Here is a 21,236-nt window from a genome sequence, read left to right as displayed (position 1 = left end):
GTCGCGATGAACCGATCACTCACTGCATTCGTGGCGTTGGGTCTCGCGCTGGGCGGCCTCGTGGCCTGCGGCGACGACAAGGCCGCCGACTCGGGCAAGATCGCCGGCGAGATCACGGTGCTGACCCAGCGCACCGACATCGTCAACACGGTCTTCCAGGACTACAAGAAGAAGTTCGAGGCGAAGTACCCGGGCACGACCGTCAAGTTCGAGGCCATCACGGACTACGAGGGCGAAGTCCGGGTCCGGATGAACACCAAGAACTACGGCGACGTGCTGCTCATCCCCAACTCCGTCAACGCCGACCAGCTCAAGTCGTTCTTCGAGCCGCTCGGCACGGTCGACGAGCTGCAGAACAAGTACCGCTTCGTGCGTACCAAGAACAACTTCGACGGCAAGTCGTACGGGCTGGCGATCACCGGCAACGCCCAGGGATACGTGCTCAACAAGAAGATCTGGGCCCAGGCCGGCATCACCGAGCCGCCGAAGACGTCCGAGGAGTTCCTGGCCGCGCTCAAGGCCATCAAGGAGAAGACCCAGGCGATCCCGCTGTACACCAACTACAAGGACGGCTGGCCGCTCGGGCAGTGGGAGGGCGCACGCGGGGCCATCAGCGGCGACGCGGACGCCGCGACCAAGCTCGGCGACGACGACGCGCCGTGGGCCGCCGGCAAGGAGCACTACATCCTCGACTCGCTGCTCTACGACGCGGTCAAGGGCGGGTACACCGAGCCCGACCCGACCACCACGAACTGGGAGCAGTCCAAGGGCCTGCTCGGCACCGGCAAGATCGCCACGATGATGCTCGGCTCCTGGGCGATCGTGCAGATGCAGCAGGCCGCGACGAGCAAGGACGACATCGGGTACTGGCCGTTCCCGCACCAGGCGAACGGCAAGTTCTACTCGGTGATCGGCCCCGACTACATGAACGCCATCAACGTCAACTCGAAGAACAAGGCGACCGCGCGGGCGTGGGTCGACTGGTTCGCCGACGAGTCGAACTACGCCATCGACCAGGGCGGCGTCGCCCCGCTCAAGAGCGCGGCGATGCCCTCGACGCTGGCCGACCTGACCGCGGCCAAGACCGAGATGATCGAGCTCAACCCGGCGCCGGCGGGCAAGGAGGGCCTCGCCGACAAGATCGGCAACTCGGCCGAGGTCGCGCTGTACGACGGCAAGTATCGCCAGGTCATCGTCGACGCCGCCCGCGGGGCGAAGAACGAGTCCAAGGACCAGATCTTCGCCGACCTGAACAAGAAGTGGTCCCAGGCCCGGGCCAAGCTCAAATGAGACGTGCCACCCCGTACGCGTTCCTGGCGGTGCCGCTGCTCTTCCTGATCGTGTTCACCTACATCCCGGTGGTGAACATGTTCTGGTACAGCGTCACTGACTGGGACGGGCTCAGCCCCACGAAGGAGTTCGTGGGGCTGGGCAACTACGTCGAGATCTTCACCCGCCCGGAGCTGTTCGGCGTGTTGAAGGTGAGCCTGTACTACATCGGCGCGTCAGTGGTACAGATCGTGCTGGCGTTGTACTTCGCGGTCGTGCTCAGCTTCAGCACCCTGTTCCGCAACGTCTACAAGGGATTCATCTTCTTCCCGTATCTCATCAACGGCGTCGCCATCGGCATGATCTTCCTGTTCTTCTTCCAGCCGGGCGGCACGCTGGACTCGGCGCTGGGCTCGGTCGGCCTCGGCGATCTGCGCCAGCAGTGGCTGGGCGACCCCGACGTGGTGAACTACTCCCTCGCCGGCACGTCGGTCTGGCGGTACCTCGGGCTGAACTTCGTGCTGTTCCTGGGCGCCATCCAGTCGATACCGCCGCAGCTGTACGAGGCCGCGGAGCTCGACGGGGCCGGGCGGTGGGCGCAGTTCCGGTACATCATCCTGCCCGGCATCCGCCCCGTCGTCGGGCTGTCGTTCATCCTGGCGATCTCGGGCTCGCTGTCCGTCTTCGAGATTCCCTTCATCATGACCGGCGGCGCGAACGAGAGCGAGACGTTCGTCATCCAGACCGTCAACATGGCGTTCAAGTACTACAAGTTCGGGCTGGCCTCGGCGATGGCGGTCGTGCTGCTGGTCATCATTCTGCTCGTGACGTGGTTGCAGCGACGTGTCGCCCCGGAGGAGAAGGTCACGCTGTCATGAGGCTGCTCAAACACCTCTCGCTGGTGGGGGCCTCACTGGTGGTACTGCTGCCGCCTCTGGTGCTGGTGCTGGCCTCCCTGAAGACCCACCAGGAGTTCGCCACCACCGGCCCGTTCGACCCGCCGCACAACTGGTTCAACCTGCACAACTACGCGGTCGCGTTCAACGACGGCCACATGCTGCGCGGCTTCGTCAACACCTCGATCATCCTCCTGGTGTCGCTGGCCGGCACGGTGCTCATCGGGTCGATGGCCGCCTACGCCATCGACCGGTTCGAGTTCCGGCTGCGCCCGCTGGTCATCGCGCTGTTCCTGCTGGCGACCCTGGTGCCGGGCGTGACGACCCAGGTGGCGACGTTCAAGGTGGTCGACACCCTGCAGCTGTACGACACCCGCTGGTCGGCGATCGCGCTGTTCCTGGGCACCGACATCATCTCCATCTACATCTTCCAGCAGTTCCTGCGGGGCGTGCCGACCGAGCTGGACGAGGCCGCGGCGCTGGAGGGCGCGGGCCCGTTCACCATCTACCGGCGGATCATCCTGCCGCTGCTCAAGCCCGCGATCGCCACCGTGGTCATCATCAAGGGCATCGCCATCTACAACGAGTTCTACATCCCGTTCCTGTACATGCCCTCGCAGGACCTCGGCGTCATCTCCACGTCGCTGTTCCGCTTCAAGGGCCCGTTCGGCGCCCAGTGGGAGGTCATCTCGGCCGGTGTCATCCTCGTCATCATCCCCACGCTCGCCGTCTTCCTCGCGCTGCAGCGGTTCATCTACAACGGCTTCACCGCCGGAGCGACGAAGTGAACGTGTAGGGTGCCGAAACGATGACAGCATCCGGTGAGCAGCAGGGACGGGTCACGATCCGGCAGGTCGCGGTGCACGCCGGCGTGTCCGAGGCGGCCGTGTCCTACGCGCTCAACGGCCGCCCCGGGGTCTCCGAGCAGACCCGCGCCCGCGTGCTGGCCGCCGCCCGCGAGCTCGGCTGGGCGCCGAACATCGCGGCCCGCTCGCTGGGCACCGCCCGGGCCAACGCCGTCGGCATGGTGCTGGTCCGCCCGCCCCGGGTGATGGTGGTCGACTCGTTCTTCACCCAGATGCTCAGCGGCGTCGAGGCCGAGCTCAACCGCAACGACGTGGCGCTGGTACTGCACCTGGTCGACGACTTCGCCGAGACGATCGACGTGTACCGCCGCTGGTACGCCGGCCGCCACGTCGACGGCGTCATCATGACCGACCTGCGCCACGGCGACCCGCGCCCGGCCGCCCTGCGCGACATCGGGCTGCCGGCCGCGGTCATCGGCGGCGGCGACTCCGACCTCGACGGCTTCGACCTGGCCGGGCTGAGCTCCGTCGACGCCGACACCGCCGGCACCGCGCTGGGCATCGTCAACTACCTGCGGGCGCTGCGGCACCGCACGATCTTCCGCGTCGCCGGCCCCCGCGAGCTGCTGCACACCGTCCAGCGCGACGCCGCCTACTCGGCCGCCGCGGCGACGGCCGGCGACATCGAGTACCGGGCCGTGTACACCAACTACAGCGCCGCCGACGGCATGCGCGCGACCCGCGAGCTGCTGAGCCTCGCCGAGCCGCCGACCGCGCTGGTCTTCGACAACGACGTCATGGCCGCGGCCTCGCTGAAGGTCGCCCACGAGATGGGCCTGACCGTGCCCGGCGACTTCTCGGTCGTCGCCTGGGACGACTCCGACCTGTGCCAGATCACGGTGCCCGAGATCACCGCGGTGGTGCAGGTGCCCGCGCTGCAGGCCGAGCTGACCGCGCGCGCCCTGCTGACCGCGATCGGCGGCGGCGGCGAGACCCGGCTGACGTTACCCCCCGGCACGCTTACCGCCCGGCAGTCCACCCGGCCGCCCCGCGCACGCTAACCGCTTCAGTTGACACTGCTCAGAAGGCCCACTTAGGGTTCACAAACCAGAACTTATCCGGTTCAGTCGGGAGCCTGCCATGTCCGTCCTGCGTCCGCTGCACACCGGCTGGACGGTCCGCGCCGCCACCGAGGCGCCCGCCGGGGGCCCGTTCCCCGCGACGGTGCCCGGCTGCGTGCACACCGACCTGCTCGCGGCGGGCGCGATCCCCGACCCGTTCCTCGACGACAACGAGGAGCGGCTGCACTGGATCGGGCGTACCGCGTGGGAGTACTTCACCGTGTTCGCCGGCATCGCCGGCGAGCGGGTCGACCTGGTCGCCGAGGGGCTCGACACCGTCGCCACCGTGACCCTCAACGGGGTCGAGCTCGGGCGGACCGCGAACCAGCACCGGGGCTACCGCTTCGACGTCACCGGCGTGCTCCGGCCCGACGGCAACGAGCTCACCGTGCGGTTCGACTCCGCCTACGACTACGCCGAGCGCGTCCGCGACACGCTCGGGGCCCGGCCGAACGCCTACCCTGAACCGTTTCAGTACATCCGCAAGATGGCCTGCAACTTCGGCTGGGACTGGGGCCCGACCGTCGTCACCGCCGGCATCTGGCAGCCGATCGGCCTGCACGCCTGGTCCACCGCCCGCCTCGCTCGGGTCCGGCCCGTCGTCACCGTCGAGGGCACCACGGGCCGCGTCGAGGTCCTCGTCGACCTCGAGCGCACCGCCGACGCGCCCGTGCTGCTGCGGGCCGCGGTCGGCGGGGTCGAGGCGGCCGTCGAGGTGCCCGCGGGTGCGACCGAGGCCTCCGTCGTGCTCGAGGTGCCGGACGCCGAGCTGTGGTGGCCGCGCGGGTACGGCCCGGCCCGGCTGCACGACCTGCGCGTCGAGCTGGGCGACGAGGTCTGGTCCCGGCGGATCGGCTTCCGCACGGTCGAGCTCGACACCGCCGCCGACGCCGACGGCTCCCGGTTCGTGCTGCGCGTCAACGGCGAGCCGGTGTTCGTGCGCGGCGTCAACTGGATCCCCGACGACGCGTTCGTCACCCGGGTCGGCCGCGAGCGCTACGCCGAGCGCATCGACCAGGCCGTCGCCGCGGGCGTGAACTACCTGCGCGTGTGGGGCGGCGGGCGGTACGAGAGCGAGGACTTCTACGAGCTGGCCGACGAGCGCGGGCTGCTGGTCGGGCAGGACTTCCCGTTCGCGTGCTCCGCGTACCCGGAGGAGGAGCCGCTCGCGAGCGAGGTCGCGGCCGAGGCGCGCGAGCAGGTCGTCCGGCTCATGCCGCACCCGAGCCTGGTCATGTGGGTCGGCAACAACGAGAACATCTGGGGCTTCCACGACTGGGGCTGGCCGGCCGAGCTGGAGGGCCGCACCTGGGGCGAGGGCTACTACCTGCGCGTGCTGCCGGCCATCGTGCACGAGCTCGACCCGACCCGGCCGTACTGGCCCGGCAGCCCCTACTCCGGCGACGCCTCCATCCACCCGAACGACCCCGCGCACGGCACCATGCACATCTGGGACGTCTGGAACACGCACGACTACCGCCACTACGCCGACTACCGGCCGCGGTTCGTCGCCGAGTTCGGCTTCCAGGCCCCGCCCGCCTTCGCGACCCTGCGCCGCGCGGTCTCCGACGAGCCGCTCACCCCGCAGTCGCCCGGCGTCGCCCACCACCAGAAGGCGATCGGCGGCAACGAGAAGCTGGCCCGCGGCCTCGAAGGCCACTTCCCGGCGCCCGCGACGTTCGACGGCTGGCACTGGGCGACCCAGCTCAACCAGGCCCGCGCGATCGCGTTCGGCATCGAGCACTTCCGCTCGCTCAAGCCGCTGTGCACCGGCGCGATCGTGTGGCAGCTCAACGACAACTGGCCGGTCACGTCGTGGTCGGCGATCGACGGCGACGGCCGCCGCAAGCCGCTCTGGTTCGCCCTTCGGCGGGTGTACTCCGAGCGCCTGGTCACCATCCAGCCCCGCGACGGCGCTCCGGCGATCGTCGCCGTGAACGACACCCCGCACCCGTGGCGCACGACGGTGGAGGTGCGCCGGCTCGCCTTCGACGGGTCCCCGCGCGCGAAGCTCACGCTCGCCGTGGACGTGCCGGGCGGAGGCGCGGCGACGGTACCGCTGCCGCCGGAGCTCACCACGCCGGAGTCCCCGGCCGCGGAGCTGCTGGTGGCCGACGCCGACGGCGAGCGCGCCCTGTGGTTCTTCGCGGAGGACGTGGACCTGGCCTACCCGCGCGCGGCGCTGGACGTGCAGGTCACCGCTTCCCCGGACGGCGTCGACGTCCACGTGACGGCGCACGCGCTGGCCCGCGACGTGACCGTGTTCCCGGACCGCGTCGACCCGGCCGCCACGGTCGACCGGGCGCTGCTGACCCTGCTCCCGGGCGAGTCCGCGACCTTCCACGTGCGCGGCACCGCGGTCGCGGACCCCGCGGTGTGGTCGTCCGCGCCGGTCCTGCGCACCGCGAACGACCTCGTGGGGTAGCGCGCCGGCTCAGCGAACCGGCGGGAGCTCAGGCCCGGCCCCACGCCGACAGATCGGGGCGCCGCCCCGCGTATGCCGCCCGGCATACACCGCCCGGCCGGGCCGGCCACGTCAGTCCTCCGGCGCGGCCCGGCCCCGCGCCGGGCGCACGCGCCGCACCAGCCCGGCGATGCGCCCGAGGGCGGGCACGACGATCCAGCACACGTACGCGTAGTGGGTCACGAACGCGAGCGGAATCGACACCAGGAACCCGGCGGAGATCGACAGCCCGTTGAGGTACGCGTGCCCGAAGATCGACCGGGGCATGCCCGGCCGGTGCAGCCCGTGCCGCCGGACCTCGCGCACCATCACCGCGAACAGCACGCCGGTGAGCGCCTGCACCGAGGCGTAGAACACGAACCGCGTCTCGAACGCCCCCTCGCCGTTGAGGACCCGGGTCGCGTACGGCGTCACGACGAGCAGCAGCAGCCAGCGCAGCGTGAGCGAGACCAGCCGCCCGCCGAGCGTCTCGACCCAGCGGAACACCCGGTGGTGACCGCTCCAGTGCGCCCCGATGACGGCGAAACTGATGAGGAAGGCCACGTACTCGTCCCGGTGCTCGGCCGCGGCGTGCAGCAGCGCCCGGTTCGTGGTGCCCTCGGGCACCGGCAACTCGAGCGCGAGCAGCGTGATGGCGATCGCGATCACGGCATCGGCGAAGAACGTCAGCCGCTCCGCCGCGACCGCCCGCGCCACGACCCCGGCCGCCTCGCCGGCCACGACCCCGGCCGCCTCGCCGGCCACGACCCCGGCCGCCTCGCCGGCCACGACCCCGGCCGCCTCGCCGGCCACGACCCCGGCCGCCTCGCCGGCCACGACCCCGGCCGCCTCGCCGGCCACGACCCCGGCCGCCTCGCCGGCCACGACCCCGGCCGCCTCGCCGGCCACGACCCCGGCCGCCTCGCCGGCCACGACCCCGGCCGCCTCGCCGGCCACGACCCCGGCCGCCTCGCCGGCCACGACCCCGGCCGCCTCGCCGGCCACGACCCCGGCCGCCTCGCCGGCCACGACCCCGGCCGCCTCGCCGGCCACGACCCCGGCCGCCTCGCCGGCCACGTCCTCGCCGGCCGGCGCTGCGGCATCTGTTGACGTCATGCGCAGAGCGTCCCACACGATGATCGCGACCGCGCCGCGGCGGGCGCATCGATGATCGGGCACACTCGACCGCATGAGTGAGGCGGGGGCGCCCCAGGTCGACGACGAGAAGCGGGTCAGCTGGGCCGAGTTGTTCTTCGATCTCGTCTTCGTCGTGGCCGTGACGAAGGTGGCGGCACTTGTCGCGTCGGACCACGACTGGCCCGGGCTGCTGCGCGCGGCCGTGGCGTTCGTGCCGATCTACTGGACCTGGGTCGGTGCCGCCATCGTCACGAACCGCGACGACGTGTCGAGACCGGCGATGCGGCTGCGCGTCTTCGGCGTCGCGCTGGCCGGGATCTTCATGGCGCTCGCGCTGAACAGCGCGTACGGCGACCGCGGCCTGCTCTTCGCGGCGGCGTACTGGGCCGGGCGCATCGTGCTGGGCTGGCGAGGCCTGAGCCGCCTGCGCGACGGGGTGCCGCTCAACCCGTACACGGTGAGCATCTTCGCGACCGGTCCGCTGCTGGTGCTCGGGGCCCTGCTGCCGGGTGACTGGCGCACCCTCGTGTGGGCGGTCGCGGCGCTGCTCGACCTCGCGAGCCCCAGCCTGCTGCGCCGGCGGCTGCTGGGCCTGCACCTCGACGCGGGGCACCTCGCGGAGCGGTTCGGACTCTTCGTGCTGATCGCCCTGGGCGAGTCGGTCGTGGCGATCGTCGCGTCGGTGCCCGACGACGTCACCGTCCTCGACGGCGTGACGGTCGCCCTGGCGTTCGCGGTCTCGGCCGGACTGTGGTGGGTGTACTTCCACTTCGCCGCCGACGCCGTGCGGCACGCGCTCGCGACCGCCGCCGTACAGCTGGACATCGCCCGGATCGTGCTGTCCTACGGGCACCTGCTGTTCATCGGGGCCGTCATCACCGTCTCCGTGGGCCTGCACGAGGCGGTGGCCGACCCGCGCCACCACCTGTCCTGGCCCGCGACCGGCCTGCTGTACGGCGGCGCGGCGCTGTACCTGGCGACCTTCGGCCTGACGCGCTGGGCGATGTTCCGCCTAGTCTCGATCACGCGCCTGACCGCGGCCGCGGCGGTCCTCGCCGCGCTGCCGGTCGTGCCGCACCTGCCGTCGATCGCGTCGGTGGCGTTGCTGGCCCTGATCGTCGCGGCCCTGAACGCCGTCGAACTGTCGCGCAACGACCGCATCGGCTGGCGGACCCGGCTGGCCCACCGGGCGCAATGAGACCGGTCAGATGTCGCCCGCGCAGCTTCAGCCTTCGGTCTCCTCCTGGCCCAGCACGCCGTCGCGCAGGTACGCCGTCCAGTGGTGCGACTTGTCGAGCCAGGTCGGGTTCGCATGCTCGGCGCCGGCCAGCAATGCGCAGGCGCGGTGAAGGCCGCCGCCGGTCGTGAGCGCGGCCCGGGCCTCGGTGCGGACCTCGCTGGGAACGGCGTAGAGCGTCAGGACGCGGCGTGGACGGCTGGGTATTCCCCGGGGCAGGTGGTAGGTGCTGCCGAGTTCCGAGTATCTGGCGGCCCGCAGTAACACCGTGACGGCCTGGTCACCCTCGCCTCGGGAGAAGTCCAGCGCGAGGAGGAGCACACCGGCGGCCCGGAGCGACGCCTCGACGATCGACCGCCCGACCGGGTACGACAAGCCGCGCGGGAGCCGGTGGCGCCGGTAGCTCTGCCACGGTTCGTCGGACGTCTACGCGACTGTACGGGCGACGCCGGAGATCCCGTCGCGGCGGCCGCCGGCCGGTGCCGGTCACGTCGTCCCGGGATTCGCGGAGGGGACCGAGAACGAGAACGGCTCGCCGATCTTGACGAAGGTCCGCTCGCGCCAGTCGTAGTTGAACGAGCCCCACGTCGTCCTGACCAGTCCGGTGCCGCCCAACGCGCAGTCGGCGCCCAGCGGCTCGCTGGCGACCTTGACGCTCACGCTGTACTTACCGTCGCCAGGCCTGATGTCGCAGATCGCCTTCGCCGCACCGGTCTGCCGGAACACCTGGCCGAACGTGCCGATGCCACCGGCCGGGTCGCGTCGCAGCACCAGCACCTGCCCGGTGACCAACCGGGCCGTGCCGCAGGAGTACCTGGCCACGGCTTCCTGGCCGCCGTCCTGGTCGACATCGACGAACGTGACCTGCTCGAGCCGGACGGTCCTCGTGGCGAGATGTGAAGCCCTATCCGAGGCCGCAGCTCCGTGCGCGAGGTCCGACCGTGACCGTGCGGGCCGCGGCCCGCCGGCGGCCGGCCCGGACACGGAGCTCGCCGGCACCGTGGACCTGCGGTCCGCCGACGTGACCGGCGGGCTCCGCCTGGCCGGGCTCAGCGTCACCGATCCCGGGCCGGAGGGCGCGATCGACCTGTTCCGCGCCACGATCGGCGGCGGTGTCGACCTCGCCGGCGGCAGGCTGGCGGGCGACGTCCGCCTCAGGCATGCCCGCGGCACGGGCCGTCGACCTCGAGCGCTCCGCGCGACCGGATCGCCGGCGTTCAGTACAGCTCGTCGGCCGCCATCAGGGCGCGCGCGGCCAGGCGGGTGCGCGTCTCCGGGCGCTCCGCGAGGTCGTCGACCACGCACGCCAGGCCCAGCCACGTCGCGCCGATCTCGTGCACCATCTCCTGGATCGCCAGGGCCTGCGCGCCGCTCTCCACCCAGTCGTCCACGCACAGCACGCGGTCGGACGGGCGGACCAGGGCGCGCCGGAAGCTCAGCACCGCGCCGCCGCCGTGGTATGTGTCCGGCAGCCGCCGGTGGGTGTAGAACTCGGAGTGCAGGGCGACCCGGTCGTTCTTGCGTACCTCGACGAGCCCGACGCCCAGGGCCGCCGCGACGAGCGCGCCCAGCAGCGTGCCGCGCGACGCCGGGCCGAGGACCACGGTGGGGGAGCCGGGCACGAGGGCGGCCACGGCCGGTGGGAGGTCGCGCAGCACCACCGGGTCGCGCCACCACTCGGTGATGTCCGCGAACGCCACGTCGGGGCCGCCGCGCCAGTGGAAGCCGACGCGGAGGCGCTCGCGGAGCTCAGGCACCCAGGGCCGGGGCCGGCTGCCAGCGCCAGCGCGGGTCGCAGTCGGGGTCGTTCGCGGCCAGGACGGCGCGCAGGACGCCGTCGGGGTCGCAGCTGTACAGGCCGGAGCTCCACACGTTGTTGACCTCGAGCACCGCGAACTGGCCGGACTCGGTGCGGCCGACGTCGATGACCGCGGTCGGGGGCACGTTCTGGGCCGGCAGGTCGGCGAGCATGAGGGCGACGAACGCGGCCGCCTCGTCGTGCCACGACGCGCGGTGCATGCGCAGCGCCGGGCTCCACTCCTCGCCCTCGACCACGTACGGCGACCAGGCCACCGGCAGGCGTCCGATGGTGAAGACGCGGTACTCCGAGGCCAGGTCGAGCCAGTGGTCCATGATGATCAGCGTGCTGTCGGCCGGGAGGCGGGCCGTGCGCAGGCGGTTGCGCAGGTCGTCGGCGTTGCGGACCCAGGCCGCGGAGAACGCCGGGTGCTTCTCGTCGGCCAGCTTGGCCACGGCCGGGCGCGGGCCCACGAAGTCGGGGGCCTCGCCGACGCTGACCAGGCGGATGTCGCGGCCCGTGACGTCCTTGGGCAGCGCGGCGAACCAGGACGGGGACGCGCCGGAGAGGCACACGTCGGCGCCGCCGGCGATGAGGGTGGTCAGGTAGCCGCCCGCGGCCCGCCAGGCGACGCCGTCGGCGGAGTGCAGCCCGTCGACCTCGGCCGGGTCGCCCGGCAGCTGCGCCACCGGCAGCCCGATGCGCTCGGCGGCATGCGTCAGGGCCGCGCTCGCCTCGGGCGAGCGCACCCGCATTGCCAGGGTCCGGTACTGACGCACCCCCATATCCTGCCAGCGAGGCTCGTCAGTGTCGTTGCCGGATTCCACAGACGGCACAACCTCGGCCCGCGCGTGCTCACCCAGGGCATCCGATGTGACACTTTCGGGGACATCGAGGTCGACTTTTGGTAAAGAAACTGACAAATCGGGCACGGTAGTCATATGGCTACCGAGCTCCGGACGCGGCCCGTGGTACCGCCGCTGGTCCGTCGTCGCCGCGCCGTGCGGCGCCGGCGCCTGGTGATCGCCGTCACGCTCCTCGTCGTCGCGTCCGGTCTCACGGCGCTGCGCACCTACGCCCATGACGTCGACCGCGGGGTCCGCGTGCTCGGCATCGACCTCGGCGGCCGCTCCCGCGAGGACGCCCGCCGGGCCCTCGAGGCCGAGGTCGCGGCCCGCCTGCGCCGGCCGGTCGCGGTCAAGGTCGGCACCGAGCCCGCCGTCCTCGACCCGGCGGTCGTCGGCCTGACCCTGGACGTCGCGGCGACGGTCGACCGCGCGGCCGCCGCGACGACCGTGCCCTTCGGCGGCACCGACGTCGAGCCGGTCGTGCACGTCGACGCGGGCCGCCTCTTCGCCTCGCTGATGGACCACCTCGGCGCCCAGGGCGATGCGCCGGTCCTGCCCGCCGTGCGCTTCGACGGCCTGCGCCCGCTGCCGGTGTACCCCGAGCGGGGCCGCGGCCTCGACCGCCTCGGCGCGGCCCGGCTGGCCGAGGCCGGCTGGCTGCGCCGGGACGCGCTCGAGTTCCCGGTCGTGGACCTGGTGCCGCACGACACCCGCGCCGACGTGGACCGGCTCGTGCGCGACCTCGCCACCCCGGCCGTCGCCGCGCCGCTGGTGCTGGCCACGCCGCGCGGCGACGTGACGGTGCCGACGTCCGGCATCGCGGCCGCACTGCGCCTCGAGTCCGACCCGGACGGGCGGATCGTGCCCGCGCTCGACGCCGCCGCGCTGCGCAAGTCGGCCGCGGCCGGGTTCGCGCGCGTGGAGATCCCGGCGACCGACGCCCGCTTCGAGATCGCCGGCGGCCGGCCGGTCGTGCGCCCCGAGACCGACGGCAGCCAGGTCGACCTGGCCGCCCCGCGCCTGCTGGAGGCGCTGCGCTCGACGGCCACGCCGCGGCGGGTGGAGGTGTCGCTGGTGCCGGCTCGTGCGGGTACAACCGCGGCGTCCTTGGCCAAGCTGGGCGTCTCGGCGCCCGTCGGCACGTTCACCACGCACTTCGAGCCGGGCCAGCCGCGCGTGGTGAACATCCGCACCATGGTCGAGGCGCTGCGCGGCCTGCTCATCCGGCCGGGGGAGACTTCAGCCTCAACGAGCGCGTGGGGGAGCGCACGCAGGCCAAGGGCTACGTCCACGCGCCCGGCATCGAGAACGGCAAGATCAAGAACAGCTCGGGCGGCGGCGTGTCCCAGGTCGCCACGACCCTGTTCAACGCCGCGTACCTCGCGGGCCTGCAGGACGTCGAGCACCACCCGCACAGCTACTACTTCGACCGGTACCCGGCCGTGATCGAGGCGACGGTGGTCTACCCGTCGCTGGACCTGTGGCTGCGCAACGACGGCCCGAGCGGCATCCTGATCGACACCGCGACGGGCGACGACTCGGTGACCGTGACCCTGTACAGGCACCAAGCCCTACGACATCACCACCCTCTACGGCCCGCGCACGAAACCGGTCGAGCCGAAGACGGTGTACCTGCAGGAGTCCGACTGCAACCCGACCGCGGGCGCGCCCGGCTTCACGCAGGAGGCGTACCGGATCTTCAGCCGCGACGGCCGGGAGGTGCGCCGCGAGCGCTTCTCGTGGCGCTACGACCCCGAGCCCCACTTCATCTGCGGCGCAAAGCCATAATAACGCGATATGTACGATAAGTCCGGCGGAGGGGGTCGCCGGACTTATCGTGCGAAAGCTACCAGCCCGTGCCGATCTGCACCGGTTCCTGGCCGCTCACGCCGCGGCTCGACTCGCCCGGGAACACCCACAGGTCGTTGTTCGTCTTGCGGGCGATCAGGTCGGTGTGGCCGTCGTTGTCCCAGTCGGCCGCGCCCGCGAACGAGTACGTGCCCGACGCCGAGGCCGGCCCGCCGGTGCTCATCGCGACCGCCAGCCCCAGCGCGACCGCCGTCAGGCCGAGTCTCCTGATCCGCATGTCCGTCCAGCTCCCCCGTGTCGGCGCGGGCGGCATTGCCCGCGCGCGTACGGGCCACCCAGCGCGGCCCGTGGTGGGCGGCCGCCGCGCGCCCGCCACCACACAGCATGTGCGCAGTTGGCCACGCTGGGTAACATATTGCGCTCGACGTGCTACCAGCCGTTACCGATCTTCACCGGCGGGACGGTGCTGTACCCGCGCTGTCACGGTCCTGTCACCGGGCTCAAACCCGCACGCGCTCGCTCGCGGGGTCGTACAGGGGCCGCAGCGAGGCGCGGGCCGGGTACGTCGCGCCGGCGATCTCCACCGTCAGCGGGGCCGCGTCCAGCCAGGCCTGGTCGAGCGGCTCGGACCCGGCGTCGAGCATCGCCAGCCCGACCGCGCCGCCGAGCGTGTGCCCGTAGGAGGCCGCACGGACGTAGCCCACGTCGCGCCCGTCCCGCCGGACGACCTCCGCGTGGTGCAGCAGGGCCTTGGGGTCGGTGACGAGCACCTGCACGAGCCGGCGGGTCAGCGGGCCGCGGGCCTTGCGGGCCAGGACGGCGTCGCGGCCGATGAAGTGCTCCTTGTCCAGCGCCACGGCGAAGCCCAGCCCGGCCTCCAGCACGTCGTCGGTGTTGTCGATGTCGTGGCCGTAGTCGCGGTACCCCTTCTCCAGCCGCAGGCTCGCGAGCGCCTTGAGCCCGGCGTGGCGCAGCCCGTGCCCGGCCCCGGCGGCCACCAGGCGGTCGTGGACGTGCACCGCCTGCTCGGCGGGGACGTAGAGCTCGTAGCCCAGCTCCCCGACGTACGTGATACGCAGGCACAGCACCCGCGCGAAGCCGATCTCGAGCTCGGCCGCCCCGCGGAACGGCAGCGTGACGTCGGCCTCGGCGGCCGCGGCGAGGATCTCCCGGGAGCGGGGGCCCTGGACGTTGAGCTGTGCCCAGCCCGAGGTGACGTCGGCGGCGAAGGCCAGCCGGCCGTCGAGGTGGCGGCGCAGGCGGGCGAACGCGTGGCGGTGGGCGGTGTCGGAGGCGACGACCCAGAACCGGTCCTCGTCGAGCCGCGTGACGGTCAGGTCGGCCTCGATGGTGCCGCCCTCGTTGAGCCACTGGGTGTAGGTGACCCGGGCGCCCTGATCCGGATCGGCGACCCGGTTCGCCGAGAGCTCCTCCAGCGCGGCGGCGGCGTCGCGGCCTTCGACCAGGAACTTCGCCATGAACGACATGTCCATGAGGACCGCGTCCGCACGGGCGGCGCTGTGCTCGGCGGCCCACTGCGCGAACCAGTCCGGGCGCCCCCAGGACGGCGTGGGCTTGCCGTCGAAGCCGTACACGTCGGGCATCTCCCAGCCGGAGACGTCCCGGCGGTACGGCTGCAGCGGCTCGACGCGGTCGTGCAGCGGCGAGCGGCGGGCGTCGCGGCCCGAGGTGAGCGCCTTGTCCGGGTAGTGCGTCGCGTACACCTGCCCGAGCGCCTCGACGGTGCGGGCGGCCCGGTACTCCCGGTTGCGCTGGTAGGGCTGGAGCCGGTCGATGTGCATGCCGGTCACGTCGACGTCGGGGCGGCCCTCGGTGATCCAGGCCGCCATCGCCCGGCCGATGCCGCCGCCGGTGAGGATGCCGATCGAGTTGAGCCCGGCCGCGACGAAGTAGTTGCGCAGCTCCGGCGACTCCCCGAAGACGGGGGCGAGATCGGGGGTGAAGCTCTCCGGGCCGCAGAAGAAGGTCCGCACCCCGGCGGTCGCGGTCACCGGGATCCGGGCCATCGCCCGCTCCAGGTAGGGCGCCATCCGGTCCCAGTCGGGGGGCAGCGTGCCGAACGAGAACCCGTCGGGCACCCGGTCGACGCTCCACGGCGCGGCCGCGCCCTCGAACAGCCCGACCATCAGGCCGCCGGTCTCCTCCCGGAAGTACCCGAAGGAGCCGGGGTCCTCCAGCACCGGCAGGTCGGCGGTGACGCCGTCGATGGGCTCGGTGATGAGGTAGTAGTGCTCGGCCGCCTGCAGCGGCACGCTCACCCCGGCCTCCTCGCCGAGCTGGCGGGCCCACATGCCGGCGCAGTTCACCACGAACTCGGCCTCGACGTCGCCGAAGGGGGTGCGCACGCCCGTGACCGTGCCCCGGCGGCGCAGGGTGCCGGTGACCGGTACACCTTCCCGGATCGTCGCCCCGAGCAGGCGCGCGCCCTTGGCGAGCGACATCGTGACGTCGACCGGGTTGGCGCGGCCGTCGTCGGGGACGTAGAACCCGGCCAGGATGTCGTCGGTGCGCGCGAGCGGGAAGAGGCCGCGGACCTCGGCCGGGGAGATCTCGTGGACGTCCACGCCGAGGTGCCGGTTGAAGGCGGCGACGCGGCGGTACTCCTCGAGCCGCCCCGCGTCCGCGGCGACCTCGATGAACCCGCACTGCCGCAGGCCCGTCGACAGCCCGGTCTCGTCCTCGAGGTGCGCATAGAGGTCGCGGGTGTACTGTCGCATCCGGGTCGACGTCTCCGACAGCGACCCGAACGTAACGATGAGCCCGGCGGCGTGCCAGGTGGTCCCGGCGGTGAGGCGGTCGCGCTCGAGCAGCAGCACATCGCGGACGCCGGCCTTGGCCAGGTGATACGCCACGGATGTCCCGATGACACCACCGCCCACGACGACCACGTGGGCACGCTGCGGAAGGTTCATGCCGAAACTGTAGTGGGCCCCTCTGCCGCGTTCCTCCATACGGCCAGTCCGACGTCCCGACCTGCGGTTCTCTGGGCGGCGCGGCAAGATTCGCGCCGAGAATCCCAAAAGTCCCCGCACAGGCGACGCGGCGAGGTAGCCTCGTTGGCGCTGCCGCTGTTGATATGTCCACAGTGGACCAAATCGCGCCGGATCGGGGGTGAATCGGTGTGAGCCGGAACACTCCTGGATTCATTCATGTCGGTCGGGAACACATCCGAGGCCGGCGGCGTTCGTTACACAACCAAGTCACCAAGAGAGGGTGAACGCCATGGCCATCAGCACCGACTACGACGCGCCACGCAACCCGGTCGGAGCGGATCTCGCCGAGGACAGCCTCGAGGAGCTCACCGCGCGCCGGGCGAACGGCCAGTCGGCGTCCGTCGACGTGGACGAGAACGAGGCCGGGTTCGAGCTGCCCGGCGCCGAACTGACCGACGAGGAGCTCACGGTTCCGGTCGTACCCATGCGGGTCGACGAGTTCCGCTGCTCGAGCTGCTTCCTCGTGCACCACCGCAGCCAGCTGTCCCGCGAGAAGAACGGCGCGCCTATCTGCACCGAATGTGACTGATCTGCCCGGAACCGTCGCTCAGCCGCGGATCTTGACCCTGGTCAGGTCCTCGGCCACGACAACCTGGCCGTCGAACACCGATTGCGCCTCCCTCATATATCGGAGGCGCGACGGGTCGTCGTAGCGCTGCGAGAAGTGGGTGAGCACGAGCGTGCGCACCCCAGCATCCGTGGCCACCCGCGCCGCCTGGGCGGCGGTGAGGTGCCCGTGCGCGACGGCCAGTCCCTCGTCCTCGGCGAGGTACGTCGACTCGATCACGAGCACGTCGGCCCCCTCGGCCAGTGCCCGGGCGCCCACGCAGAGCCGCGTGTCCATGACGAACGCGAAGCGCTGCCCGCGCCGGGGCTCGCTCACGTCCTCCAGCCGTACGCCGCGCAGCTCACCCGCCCGCTGGAGCGCGCCGACGTCCGGCCCGGCGATGCCGTGCTCGCGCAGCCGCTCGGGGATCATCCGCCGCCCGTCGGCCTCGACCAGCCGGTAGCCGAAGGCCTCGATGCCGTGGTCGAGCCGGTGCGCCTGCAGGGTCCAGCGCTCCGTCTCGGCGACGGTCAGCAGCCCCTCGCCGGCGATCGGGCGCTTCGCGATCCGGGCGGTGTCGTGGAACGGGGTGGCGTGGCGGAGGCGGTCGAAGTACACCTCGCCGGAGCCCGGGAAATAGGCCTGCACGTCGTGGGGTGAGCCGTCCAGCGAGATGCGCTGGACGATCCCGGGCAGGCCGAGGCAGTGGTCGCCGTGCAGGTGCGTGAGGCAGATCCGGGTGATGTCGCTCGCGGCGACGCCGGCGTGGGTCATCTGCCGCTGGGTGCCTTCGCCGGGGTCGAAGAGGAACCCCTCGCCGTCCCAGCTCAGGAAGTATCCGTTGTGGTTGCGCAGGCGCGTCGGGACCTGGCTGGCCGTGCCGAGCACGACGAGTTCACGGGGCGACATCGCCGCGACTGTACCGCCGGCTCCACGCGATCCGCGCCTCGGTCTCGCCGATGACGCCCGAGGCCGCCCAGTCCGCCTGCGGCTGCAACCCCTGCGCGGCGAGCGCCCGGACCCGGGCGAGCACGACCTCCTGCGCCGCGACGACCTGCGCGACGAGCCCGTCGGCGGCGATCCCGTACGCCCGCGCGAACACCTCGATGCGCCGCCGCCGGTCGGGCGGCCCGGGGTGCGCGTAGCTGCGGACGGCCTCGTCGTCGGGCCGGAACGGGGCCACGTACTCCAGCGCGTAGGCGACGTCGTGCACCGGCGGCTGCGGCCAGGCGTAGTCCCAGTCGAGGATGCCGACGGGCCGGCCGTCGCGCCAGACGAGGTTCCAGGGCCCGAAGTCCCCGTGGCACAGGATCTCCCCGTCCCCGAACGCCCCGTCGTGCCCGGCCCAGGGCCCGGCCGGCCGGAATCCGGCCACGGCCTCGTGGTACTCCCGCAGCAGCCGCGCCATGGCCGCGAGCCCGTCCTCCCGCGCGGCGTGGCGCCACCCGGCCCCGCCGGACTCGCCCTCCAGGTAGGTGAGCACCTCGCGGCCCTGCTCGTCGATGCCCAGGAACCGCGGCGCCCAGGGGAGGCCGGCGCTCTCCAGGTGGGCCAGGAGCCCGTGGACGGAGGCGCTCCAGGGCTGCACCGGCCGGCGGACCGTGGCGCCGATGCGCACCACGGCCCGGTGCGGGTCGTTCTGCAGTACCGTGCCGGCTTCGACCGGTTCGCGGGGCGCCATCCCGGCGACGGTACCGTTCTCGAGCTTCTGCCGCCGCGGTGGTCACGCCTGTTCGCGGAGCCGACCGTTGGGCTGGCGGGTGCCGTGCGTTCCCGGGCGGGTGTCGAAGCTCATGGGGCGTCCCCTTGAATGCAGGTCAGGATGGTCCACGGTCGTGGTGCCGGGCGGATCGATGCGCCGGCGCGTCAGCAGGTGCCGTCCCGGTGCGTGGTCCGCGGGGTCGGCCGGCCGCTGTCGGCGCTGTCGTCGAGGAGGCGCTCGAGCAGCGGCGCGAGGCTCCTGCGTTCAGCGTCGGTCAGGCGTCGCAGAATCATGTTGCGCTCGGCCACCGCCTCGAAGATCTCGTTGCGCACCGCCATTCCGGCGTCGGTGAGCGCGAGCAGCTTGACGCGGCGGTCCTGACCCGGCACCCGGGTCAGCAGCCCGCGCTGCTCCAGCTGGTCGGCCAGATTCGTGACGTAGGAGCGGTCGCACGCGAGGTGCTCGGCCAGGTCCCGCATGGGTGCCGGCGTGGTGAGCAGCACGATCGCGCGCGCGAGCGACACGGGCAGGCCGAGTTCGGCCACCGTGTCGGCGAACTCGGCCTTCGCCTGCTCGGCGACCTCGACCAGCATCCCGGCCAGCCGGCCGGCCTCGGCGAGGCGGGCCTCCTGCGCTGTCATGTGCTCCACAATACTACACCGACTCAGTGGTTGACCTCGTCACGTATCGCGCTACAGTGACGTATGCGTGACCTGCTAAATGATTGACCGAGTCAACAATAGGACCGTGGAAGTCCGGCGCCGCGGGACTCGACTACAGGAGCGAACGATCATGACCACCGCTTTCGAACCGTTCCGCCTGGGCAGCGTGGAACTGGCCAACCGGATCGTCATGGCCCCGATGACCCGCGGCCGGGCTTACGGTCCCGGCGCAACGCCGACCGACCTGATGGCCGACTACTACGCCCAGCGCGCGAGCGCCGGCCTGATCGTCACCGAAGGCACCCAGCCCTCGATGGTCGGACAGGGCTACCCCGACACCCCCGGCCTGCACTCGGCCGGGCAGGTCGACGCCTGGCGGAAGGTCACCGACGCCGTGCACCGGGCCGGCGGCGTGATTTTCGCGCAGCTCATGCACACCGGCCGGATCGGGGACGCCGGTTTCCTGCCGGGCGACCTGGTCCCGGTCGGCCCGTCCGCGGTCGCCGCGCAGGGCCAGGTCTACACCCACGAGGGGCCCAAGCCGTTCCCGACGCCGCGGCCGCTGACGGAGGCGGACATCGCGCAGACCGTCGACGACTTCGCCCGGGCCGCCCGCAATGCCATCGCGGCCGGGTTCGACGGCGTCGAGCTGCACGGCGCCAACGGCTATCTGATCCACCAGTTCCTGTCGTCCAACGCCAACCGGCGCACCGACGGTTGGGGCGGCACCATCGAGGGCCGCGTCCGGTTCGCCACCGAGGTCACCACCGCCGTGACCGCCGCGATCGGCGGCGACAAGGTCGGGCTGCGCATCTCGCCCGGCAACCCGCTGCACGACATCGCCGAGGACGACCTGGAACAGGCCTACAAAACGCTCGTGGCCGGCATCGCCGGGCTGGGCCTCAGCTACCTGCACATCGTGGAGGCCCCTGGACAGCGCGCCCTCACCGCCGGCCTGCGCGCCCAATGGCCCGGCGCCCTGATCCTCAACCCGAACACCCACCCTGCCCCGACCGGCCCCGACGCCCTGGCCCTCATCGAGGACGGCACCGCCGACCTCATCTCCTTCGGCGCGCTGTTCCTGGCCAACCCGGACCTGCCCGCCCGGCTGGCCGGCGGGGGCCCGTTCAACACCCCGGACCGGACCGGGTTCTTCGGCGGCGACCACCGCGGCTACACCGACTACCCGCCACTGGCCTGACCGGAGCCGTGCCCCGTCGCCGCGGTGCTGCACGGCGGCGCACCCGTCGAAGCGGGGTGCGCCGCCTGCGCGCGCGGGCGGCTCGGCCTCAGCAGGCGTTGAGCATCGACTGCAGGGCCGTCTTCTCGGCCGACTGCAGCTTCAGGCCGTAGGTGTACTTCACGTTGATCCACATCCGCGCGTAGGTGCAGCGGTAGGAGGTCAGCGGCGGCTGCCAGGTCGACGGGTCCTGGTCGCCCTTGGACTGGTTGACGTTGTCGGTCACGGCGATGAGCTGCGGGTGCGTGAGGTCGTTGGCGAAGCTCTGGCGGCGGGCCGTGGTCCACGCGCTCGCGCCGGAGCGCCAGGCCTCGGCCAGCGGCACCACGTGGTCGATGTCGACGTCGCCGGACGCGGTCCAGGTCGCGCCGTCGTACGGGCTGTACCAGCGGCCCGACGTCGCCGCGCAGGTGCTGCTCGTGACCACCGACGTGCCGTCGCGCTTGAGCACGGTCTCGCGCGTGTCGCACGAGCCGCTGATGGTGATCCAGTGTGGGAACTGGTCCCGGCTGTACCCGCTCATCGACCCCTCGCTCGCCACGGTCAGCGCGTTGAGCTGCGTCTGCGCCGTGGCCTTGGACGGGATCCCGGGCGGGGTGGCCCGGGCCGGGCCGGCGAGCGCGGCGACTGTGCCGGCGCCGGCGAGGGCGACCACGGCGGCCGCACGGACAACCCTGAGCATGCGTGCTCCCTTCGGATGCGTTGGG

The 21,236-nt window shown here is 72.3% G+C and carries 20 protein-coding genes and 2 pseudogenes; 11 read left to right on the top strand and 11 right to left on the bottom strand.

What is annotated here, in order from left to right; all coding sequences use genetic code 11:
* Positions 1 to 6: 6 nt before the first annotated feature.
* The 5 genes from ACPPVO_RS41610 (at position 7) to ACPPVO_RS41590 (ending at position 6,517) form a co-directional block, all read left to right on the top strand.
* Positions 7 to 1,290, top strand: coding sequence for an ABC transporter substrate-binding protein (locus tag ACPPVO_RS41610; protein ID WP_426504080.1), 1,284 nt, complete (start codon positions 7 to 9; stop codon positions 1,288 to 1,290).
* Positions 1,287 to 2,147: a carbohydrate ABC transporter permease gene (locus ACPPVO_RS41605; protein ID WP_426504079.1), complete on the top strand. Its 861-nt coding sequence runs from the start codon at positions 1,287 to 1,289 to the stop codon at positions 2,145 to 2,147. Before ACPPVO_RS41610 ends, ACPPVO_RS41605 begins: the two co-directional genes overlap by 4 nt.
* Positions 2,144 to 2,953: a carbohydrate ABC transporter permease gene (locus tag ACPPVO_RS41600; RefSeq protein WP_426504078.1), complete on the top strand. Its 810-nt coding sequence runs from the start codon at positions 2,144 to 2,146 to the stop codon at positions 2,951 to 2,953. Before ACPPVO_RS41605 ends, ACPPVO_RS41600 begins: the two co-directional genes overlap by 4 nt.
* 20 nt (positions 2,954 to 2,973) lie before the next feature.
* Positions 2,974 to 4,032 (top strand): LacI family DNA-binding transcriptional regulator, encoded by a 1,059-nt coding sequence (locus ACPPVO_RS41595; RefSeq protein WP_426504077.1) that lies wholly within the window; start codon positions 2,974 to 2,976, stop codon positions 4,030 to 4,032.
* 79 nt (positions 4,033 to 4,111) lie between these two features.
* Complete coding sequence (locus ACPPVO_RS41590) at positions 4,112 to 6,517, top strand: glycoside hydrolase family 2 protein (RefSeq protein ID WP_426504075.1); 2,406 nt, start codon at positions 4,112 to 4,114, stop codon at positions 6,515 to 6,517.
* 111 nt (positions 6,518 to 6,628) lie between these two features.
* On the opposite strand, the gene ACPPVO_RS41585 is transcribed toward ACPPVO_RS41590, so the two are convergent.
* Positions 6,629 to 7,651, bottom strand: a complete 1,023-nt coding sequence (locus ACPPVO_RS41585; RefSeq protein ID WP_426504074.1) for a TMEM175 family protein — start codon at positions 7,649 to 7,651, stop codon at positions 6,629 to 6,631.
* A gap of 73 nt (positions 7,652 to 7,724) precedes the next feature.
* On the opposite strand from ACPPVO_RS41585, the gene ACPPVO_RS41580 reads away from it, so the two are divergent.
* Complete coding sequence (locus tag ACPPVO_RS41580) at positions 7,725 to 8,870, top strand: low temperature requirement protein A (RefSeq protein WP_426504073.1); 1,146 nt, start codon at positions 7,725 to 7,727, stop codon at positions 8,868 to 8,870.
* Positions 8,871 to 8,897: 27 nt separating this feature from the next.
* On the opposite strand, the gene ACPPVO_RS41575 is transcribed toward ACPPVO_RS41580, so the two are convergent.
* The 4 genes from ACPPVO_RS41575 to ACPPVO_RS41560 form a co-directional block, all read right to left on the bottom strand.
* Positions 8,898 to 9,284, bottom strand: coding sequence for a hypothetical protein (locus ACPPVO_RS41575; RefSeq protein WP_426504072.1), 387 nt, complete (start codon positions 9,282 to 9,284; stop codon positions 8,898 to 8,900).
* 111 nt (positions 9,285 to 9,395) lie between these two features.
* Positions 9,396 to 9,731: a hypothetical protein gene (locus ACPPVO_RS41570; RefSeq protein ID WP_426504071.1), complete on the bottom strand. Its 336-nt coding sequence runs from the start codon at positions 9,729 to 9,731 to the stop codon at positions 9,396 to 9,398.
* A 395-nt stretch (positions 9,732 to 10,126) separates the two neighbouring features.
* The gene (locus ACPPVO_RS41565; protein ID WP_426504070.1) at positions 10,127 to 10,666 is read right to left on the bottom strand and encodes a phosphoribosyltransferase family protein; all 540 of its coding nucleotides are present in this window, start codon (positions 10,664 to 10,666) and stop codon (positions 10,127 to 10,129) included.
* On the bottom strand, positions 10,659 to 11,486 hold the full coding sequence (locus ACPPVO_RS41560; RefSeq protein WP_426504069.1) for an ATP-grasp domain-containing protein: 828 nt from the start codon (positions 11,484 to 11,486) through the stop codon (positions 10,659 to 10,661). The genes ACPPVO_RS41565 and ACPPVO_RS41560 overlap by 8 nt, the downstream gene beginning before the upstream one ends.
* A gap of 162 nt (positions 11,487 to 11,648) precedes the next feature.
* Here ACPPVO_RS41560 and ACPPVO_RS41555 point away from each other — a divergent pair.
* The 3 genes and pseudogenes from ACPPVO_RS41555 to ACPPVO_RS41545 form a co-directional block, all read left to right on the top strand.
* Positions 11,649 to 12,509 (top strand): annotated as a pseudogene (locus tag ACPPVO_RS41555) (VanW family protein); the annotation flags it as partial.
* 302 nt (positions 12,510 to 12,811) lie between these two features.
* Positions 12,812 to 13,054 (top strand): annotated as a pseudogene (locus tag ACPPVO_RS41550) (VanW family protein); the annotation flags it as partial.
* Positions 13,055 to 13,181: 127 nt separating this feature from the next.
* On the top strand, positions 13,182 to 13,343 hold the full coding sequence (locus tag ACPPVO_RS41545) for a hypothetical protein (RefSeq protein ID WP_426514939.1): 162 nt from the start codon (positions 13,182 to 13,184) through the stop codon (positions 13,341 to 13,343).
* Positions 13,344 to 13,401: 58 nt separating this feature from the next.
* On the opposite strand, the gene ACPPVO_RS41540 is transcribed toward ACPPVO_RS41545, so the two are convergent.
* On the bottom strand, positions 13,402 to 13,641 hold the full coding sequence (locus tag ACPPVO_RS41540; protein WP_426504068.1) for a hypothetical protein: 240 nt from the start codon (positions 13,639 to 13,641) through the stop codon (positions 13,402 to 13,404).
* Positions 13,642 to 13,864: 223 nt separating this feature from the next.
* A complete protein-coding gene (locus ACPPVO_RS41535) occupies positions 13,865 to 16,297 on the bottom strand; it encodes a GcvT family protein (protein ID WP_426504067.1) in 2,433 nt (810 codons plus the stop codon).
* Positions 16,298 to 16,613: 316 nt separating this feature from the next.
* On the opposite strand from ACPPVO_RS41535, the gene ACPPVO_RS41530 reads away from it, so the two are divergent.
* The gene (locus ACPPVO_RS41530; protein ID WP_360372717.1) at positions 16,614 to 16,907 is read left to right on the top strand and encodes a DUF4193 domain-containing protein; all 294 of its coding nucleotides are present in this window, start codon (positions 16,614 to 16,616) and stop codon (positions 16,905 to 16,907) included.
* A gap of 18 nt (positions 16,908 to 16,925) precedes the next feature.
* On the opposite strand, the gene ACPPVO_RS41525 is transcribed toward ACPPVO_RS41530, so the two are convergent.
* The 3 genes from ACPPVO_RS41525 to ACPPVO_RS41515 form a co-directional block, all read right to left on the bottom strand.
* A complete protein-coding gene (locus ACPPVO_RS41525; RefSeq protein ID WP_426504066.1) occupies positions 16,926 to 17,834 on the bottom strand; it encodes a ribonuclease Z in 909 nt (302 codons plus the stop codon).
* Entirely contained in the window at positions 17,821 to 18,606 is a 786-nt protein-coding gene (locus ACPPVO_RS41520; protein ID WP_426504065.1) for an aminoglycoside phosphotransferase family protein, read from the bottom strand. The genes ACPPVO_RS41525 and ACPPVO_RS41520 overlap by 14 nt, the downstream gene beginning before the upstream one ends.
* Before the next feature lie 185 nt (positions 18,607 to 18,791).
* Positions 18,792 to 19,268 (bottom strand): MarR family winged helix-turn-helix transcriptional regulator, encoded by a 477-nt coding sequence (locus ACPPVO_RS41515; protein WP_426504064.1) that lies wholly within the window; start codon positions 19,266 to 19,268, stop codon positions 18,792 to 18,794.
* Between the two features lie 151 nt (positions 19,269 to 19,419).
* On the opposite strand from ACPPVO_RS41515, the gene ACPPVO_RS41510 reads away from it, so the two are divergent.
* Positions 19,420 to 20,490: an alkene reductase gene (locus tag ACPPVO_RS41510; protein WP_426504063.1), complete on the top strand. Its 1,071-nt coding sequence runs from the start codon at positions 19,420 to 19,422 to the stop codon at positions 20,488 to 20,490.
* A gap of 88 nt (positions 20,491 to 20,578) precedes the next feature.
* Here the strand turns inward: ACPPVO_RS41510 and ACPPVO_RS41505 are convergent, their stop codons facing one another.
* Positions 20,579 to 21,211, bottom strand: coding sequence for an HNH endonuclease family protein (locus ACPPVO_RS41505; protein ID WP_426504062.1), 633 nt, complete (start codon positions 21,209 to 21,211; stop codon positions 20,579 to 20,581).
* Positions 21,212 to 21,236: the final 25 nt, after the last annotated feature.

Source organism: Dactylosporangium sp. McL0621 (genome assembly GCF_049995355.1).
Taxonomy (GTDB): domain Bacteria; phylum Actinomycetota; class Actinomycetes; order Mycobacteriales; family Micromonosporaceae; genus Dactylosporangium.
This window is presented reverse-complemented; position numbering and strand designations above follow the sequence as displayed.

Coding starts and splice junctions, on each gene's coding strand:
- ACPPVO_RS41610 (WP_426504080.1), top strand. CDS start 7: ATGAACCGATCACTCACTGCATTCGTGGCGTTGGGTCTCGCGCTGGGC.
- ACPPVO_RS41605 (WP_426504079.1), top strand. CDS start 1,287: ATGAGACGTGCCACCCCGTACGCGTTCCTGGCGGTGCCGCTGCTCTTC.
- ACPPVO_RS41600 (WP_426504078.1), top strand. CDS start 2,144: ATGAGGCTGCTCAAACACCTCTCGCTGGTGGGGGCCTCACTGGTGGTA.
- ACPPVO_RS41595 (WP_426504077.1), top strand. CDS start 2,974: ATGACAGCATCCGGTGAGCAGCAGGGACGGGTCACGATCCGGCAGGTC.
- ACPPVO_RS41590 (WP_426504075.1), top strand. CDS start 4,112: ATGTCCGTCCTGCGTCCGCTGCACACCGGCTGGACGGTCCGCGCCGCC.
- ACPPVO_RS41585 (WP_426504074.1), bottom strand. CDS start 7,651: ATGACGTCAACAGATGCCGCAGCGCCGGCCGGCGAGGACGTGGCCGGC.
- ACPPVO_RS41580 (WP_426504073.1), top strand. CDS start 7,725: ATGAGTGAGGCGGGGGCGCCCCAGGTCGACGACGAGAAGCGGGTCAGC.
- ACPPVO_RS41540 (WP_426504068.1), bottom strand. CDS start 13,641: ATGCGGATCAGGAGACTCGGCCTGACGGCGGTCGCGCTGGGGCTGGCG.
- ACPPVO_RS41535 (WP_426504067.1), bottom strand. CDS start 16,297: ATGAACCTTCCGCAGCGTGCCCACGTGGTCGTCGTGGGCGGTGGTGTC.
- ACPPVO_RS41525 (WP_426504066.1), bottom strand. CDS start 17,834: ATGTCGCCCCGTGAACTCGTCGTGCTCGGCACGGCCAGCCAGGTCCCG.
- ACPPVO_RS41520 (WP_426504065.1), bottom strand. CDS start 18,606: ATGGCGCCCCGCGAACCGGTCGAAGCCGGCACGGTACTGCAGAACGAC.
- ACPPVO_RS41515 (WP_426504064.1), bottom strand. CDS start 19,268: ATGACAGCGCAGGAGGCCCGCCTCGCCGAGGCCGGCCGGCTGGCCGGG.
- ACPPVO_RS41510 (WP_426504063.1), top strand. CDS start 19,420: ATGACCACCGCTTTCGAACCGTTCCGCCTGGGCAGCGTGGAACTGGCC.
- ACPPVO_RS41505 (WP_426504062.1), bottom strand. CDS start 21,211: ATGCTCAGGGTTGTCCGTGCGGCCGCCGTGGTCGCCCTCGCCGGCGCC.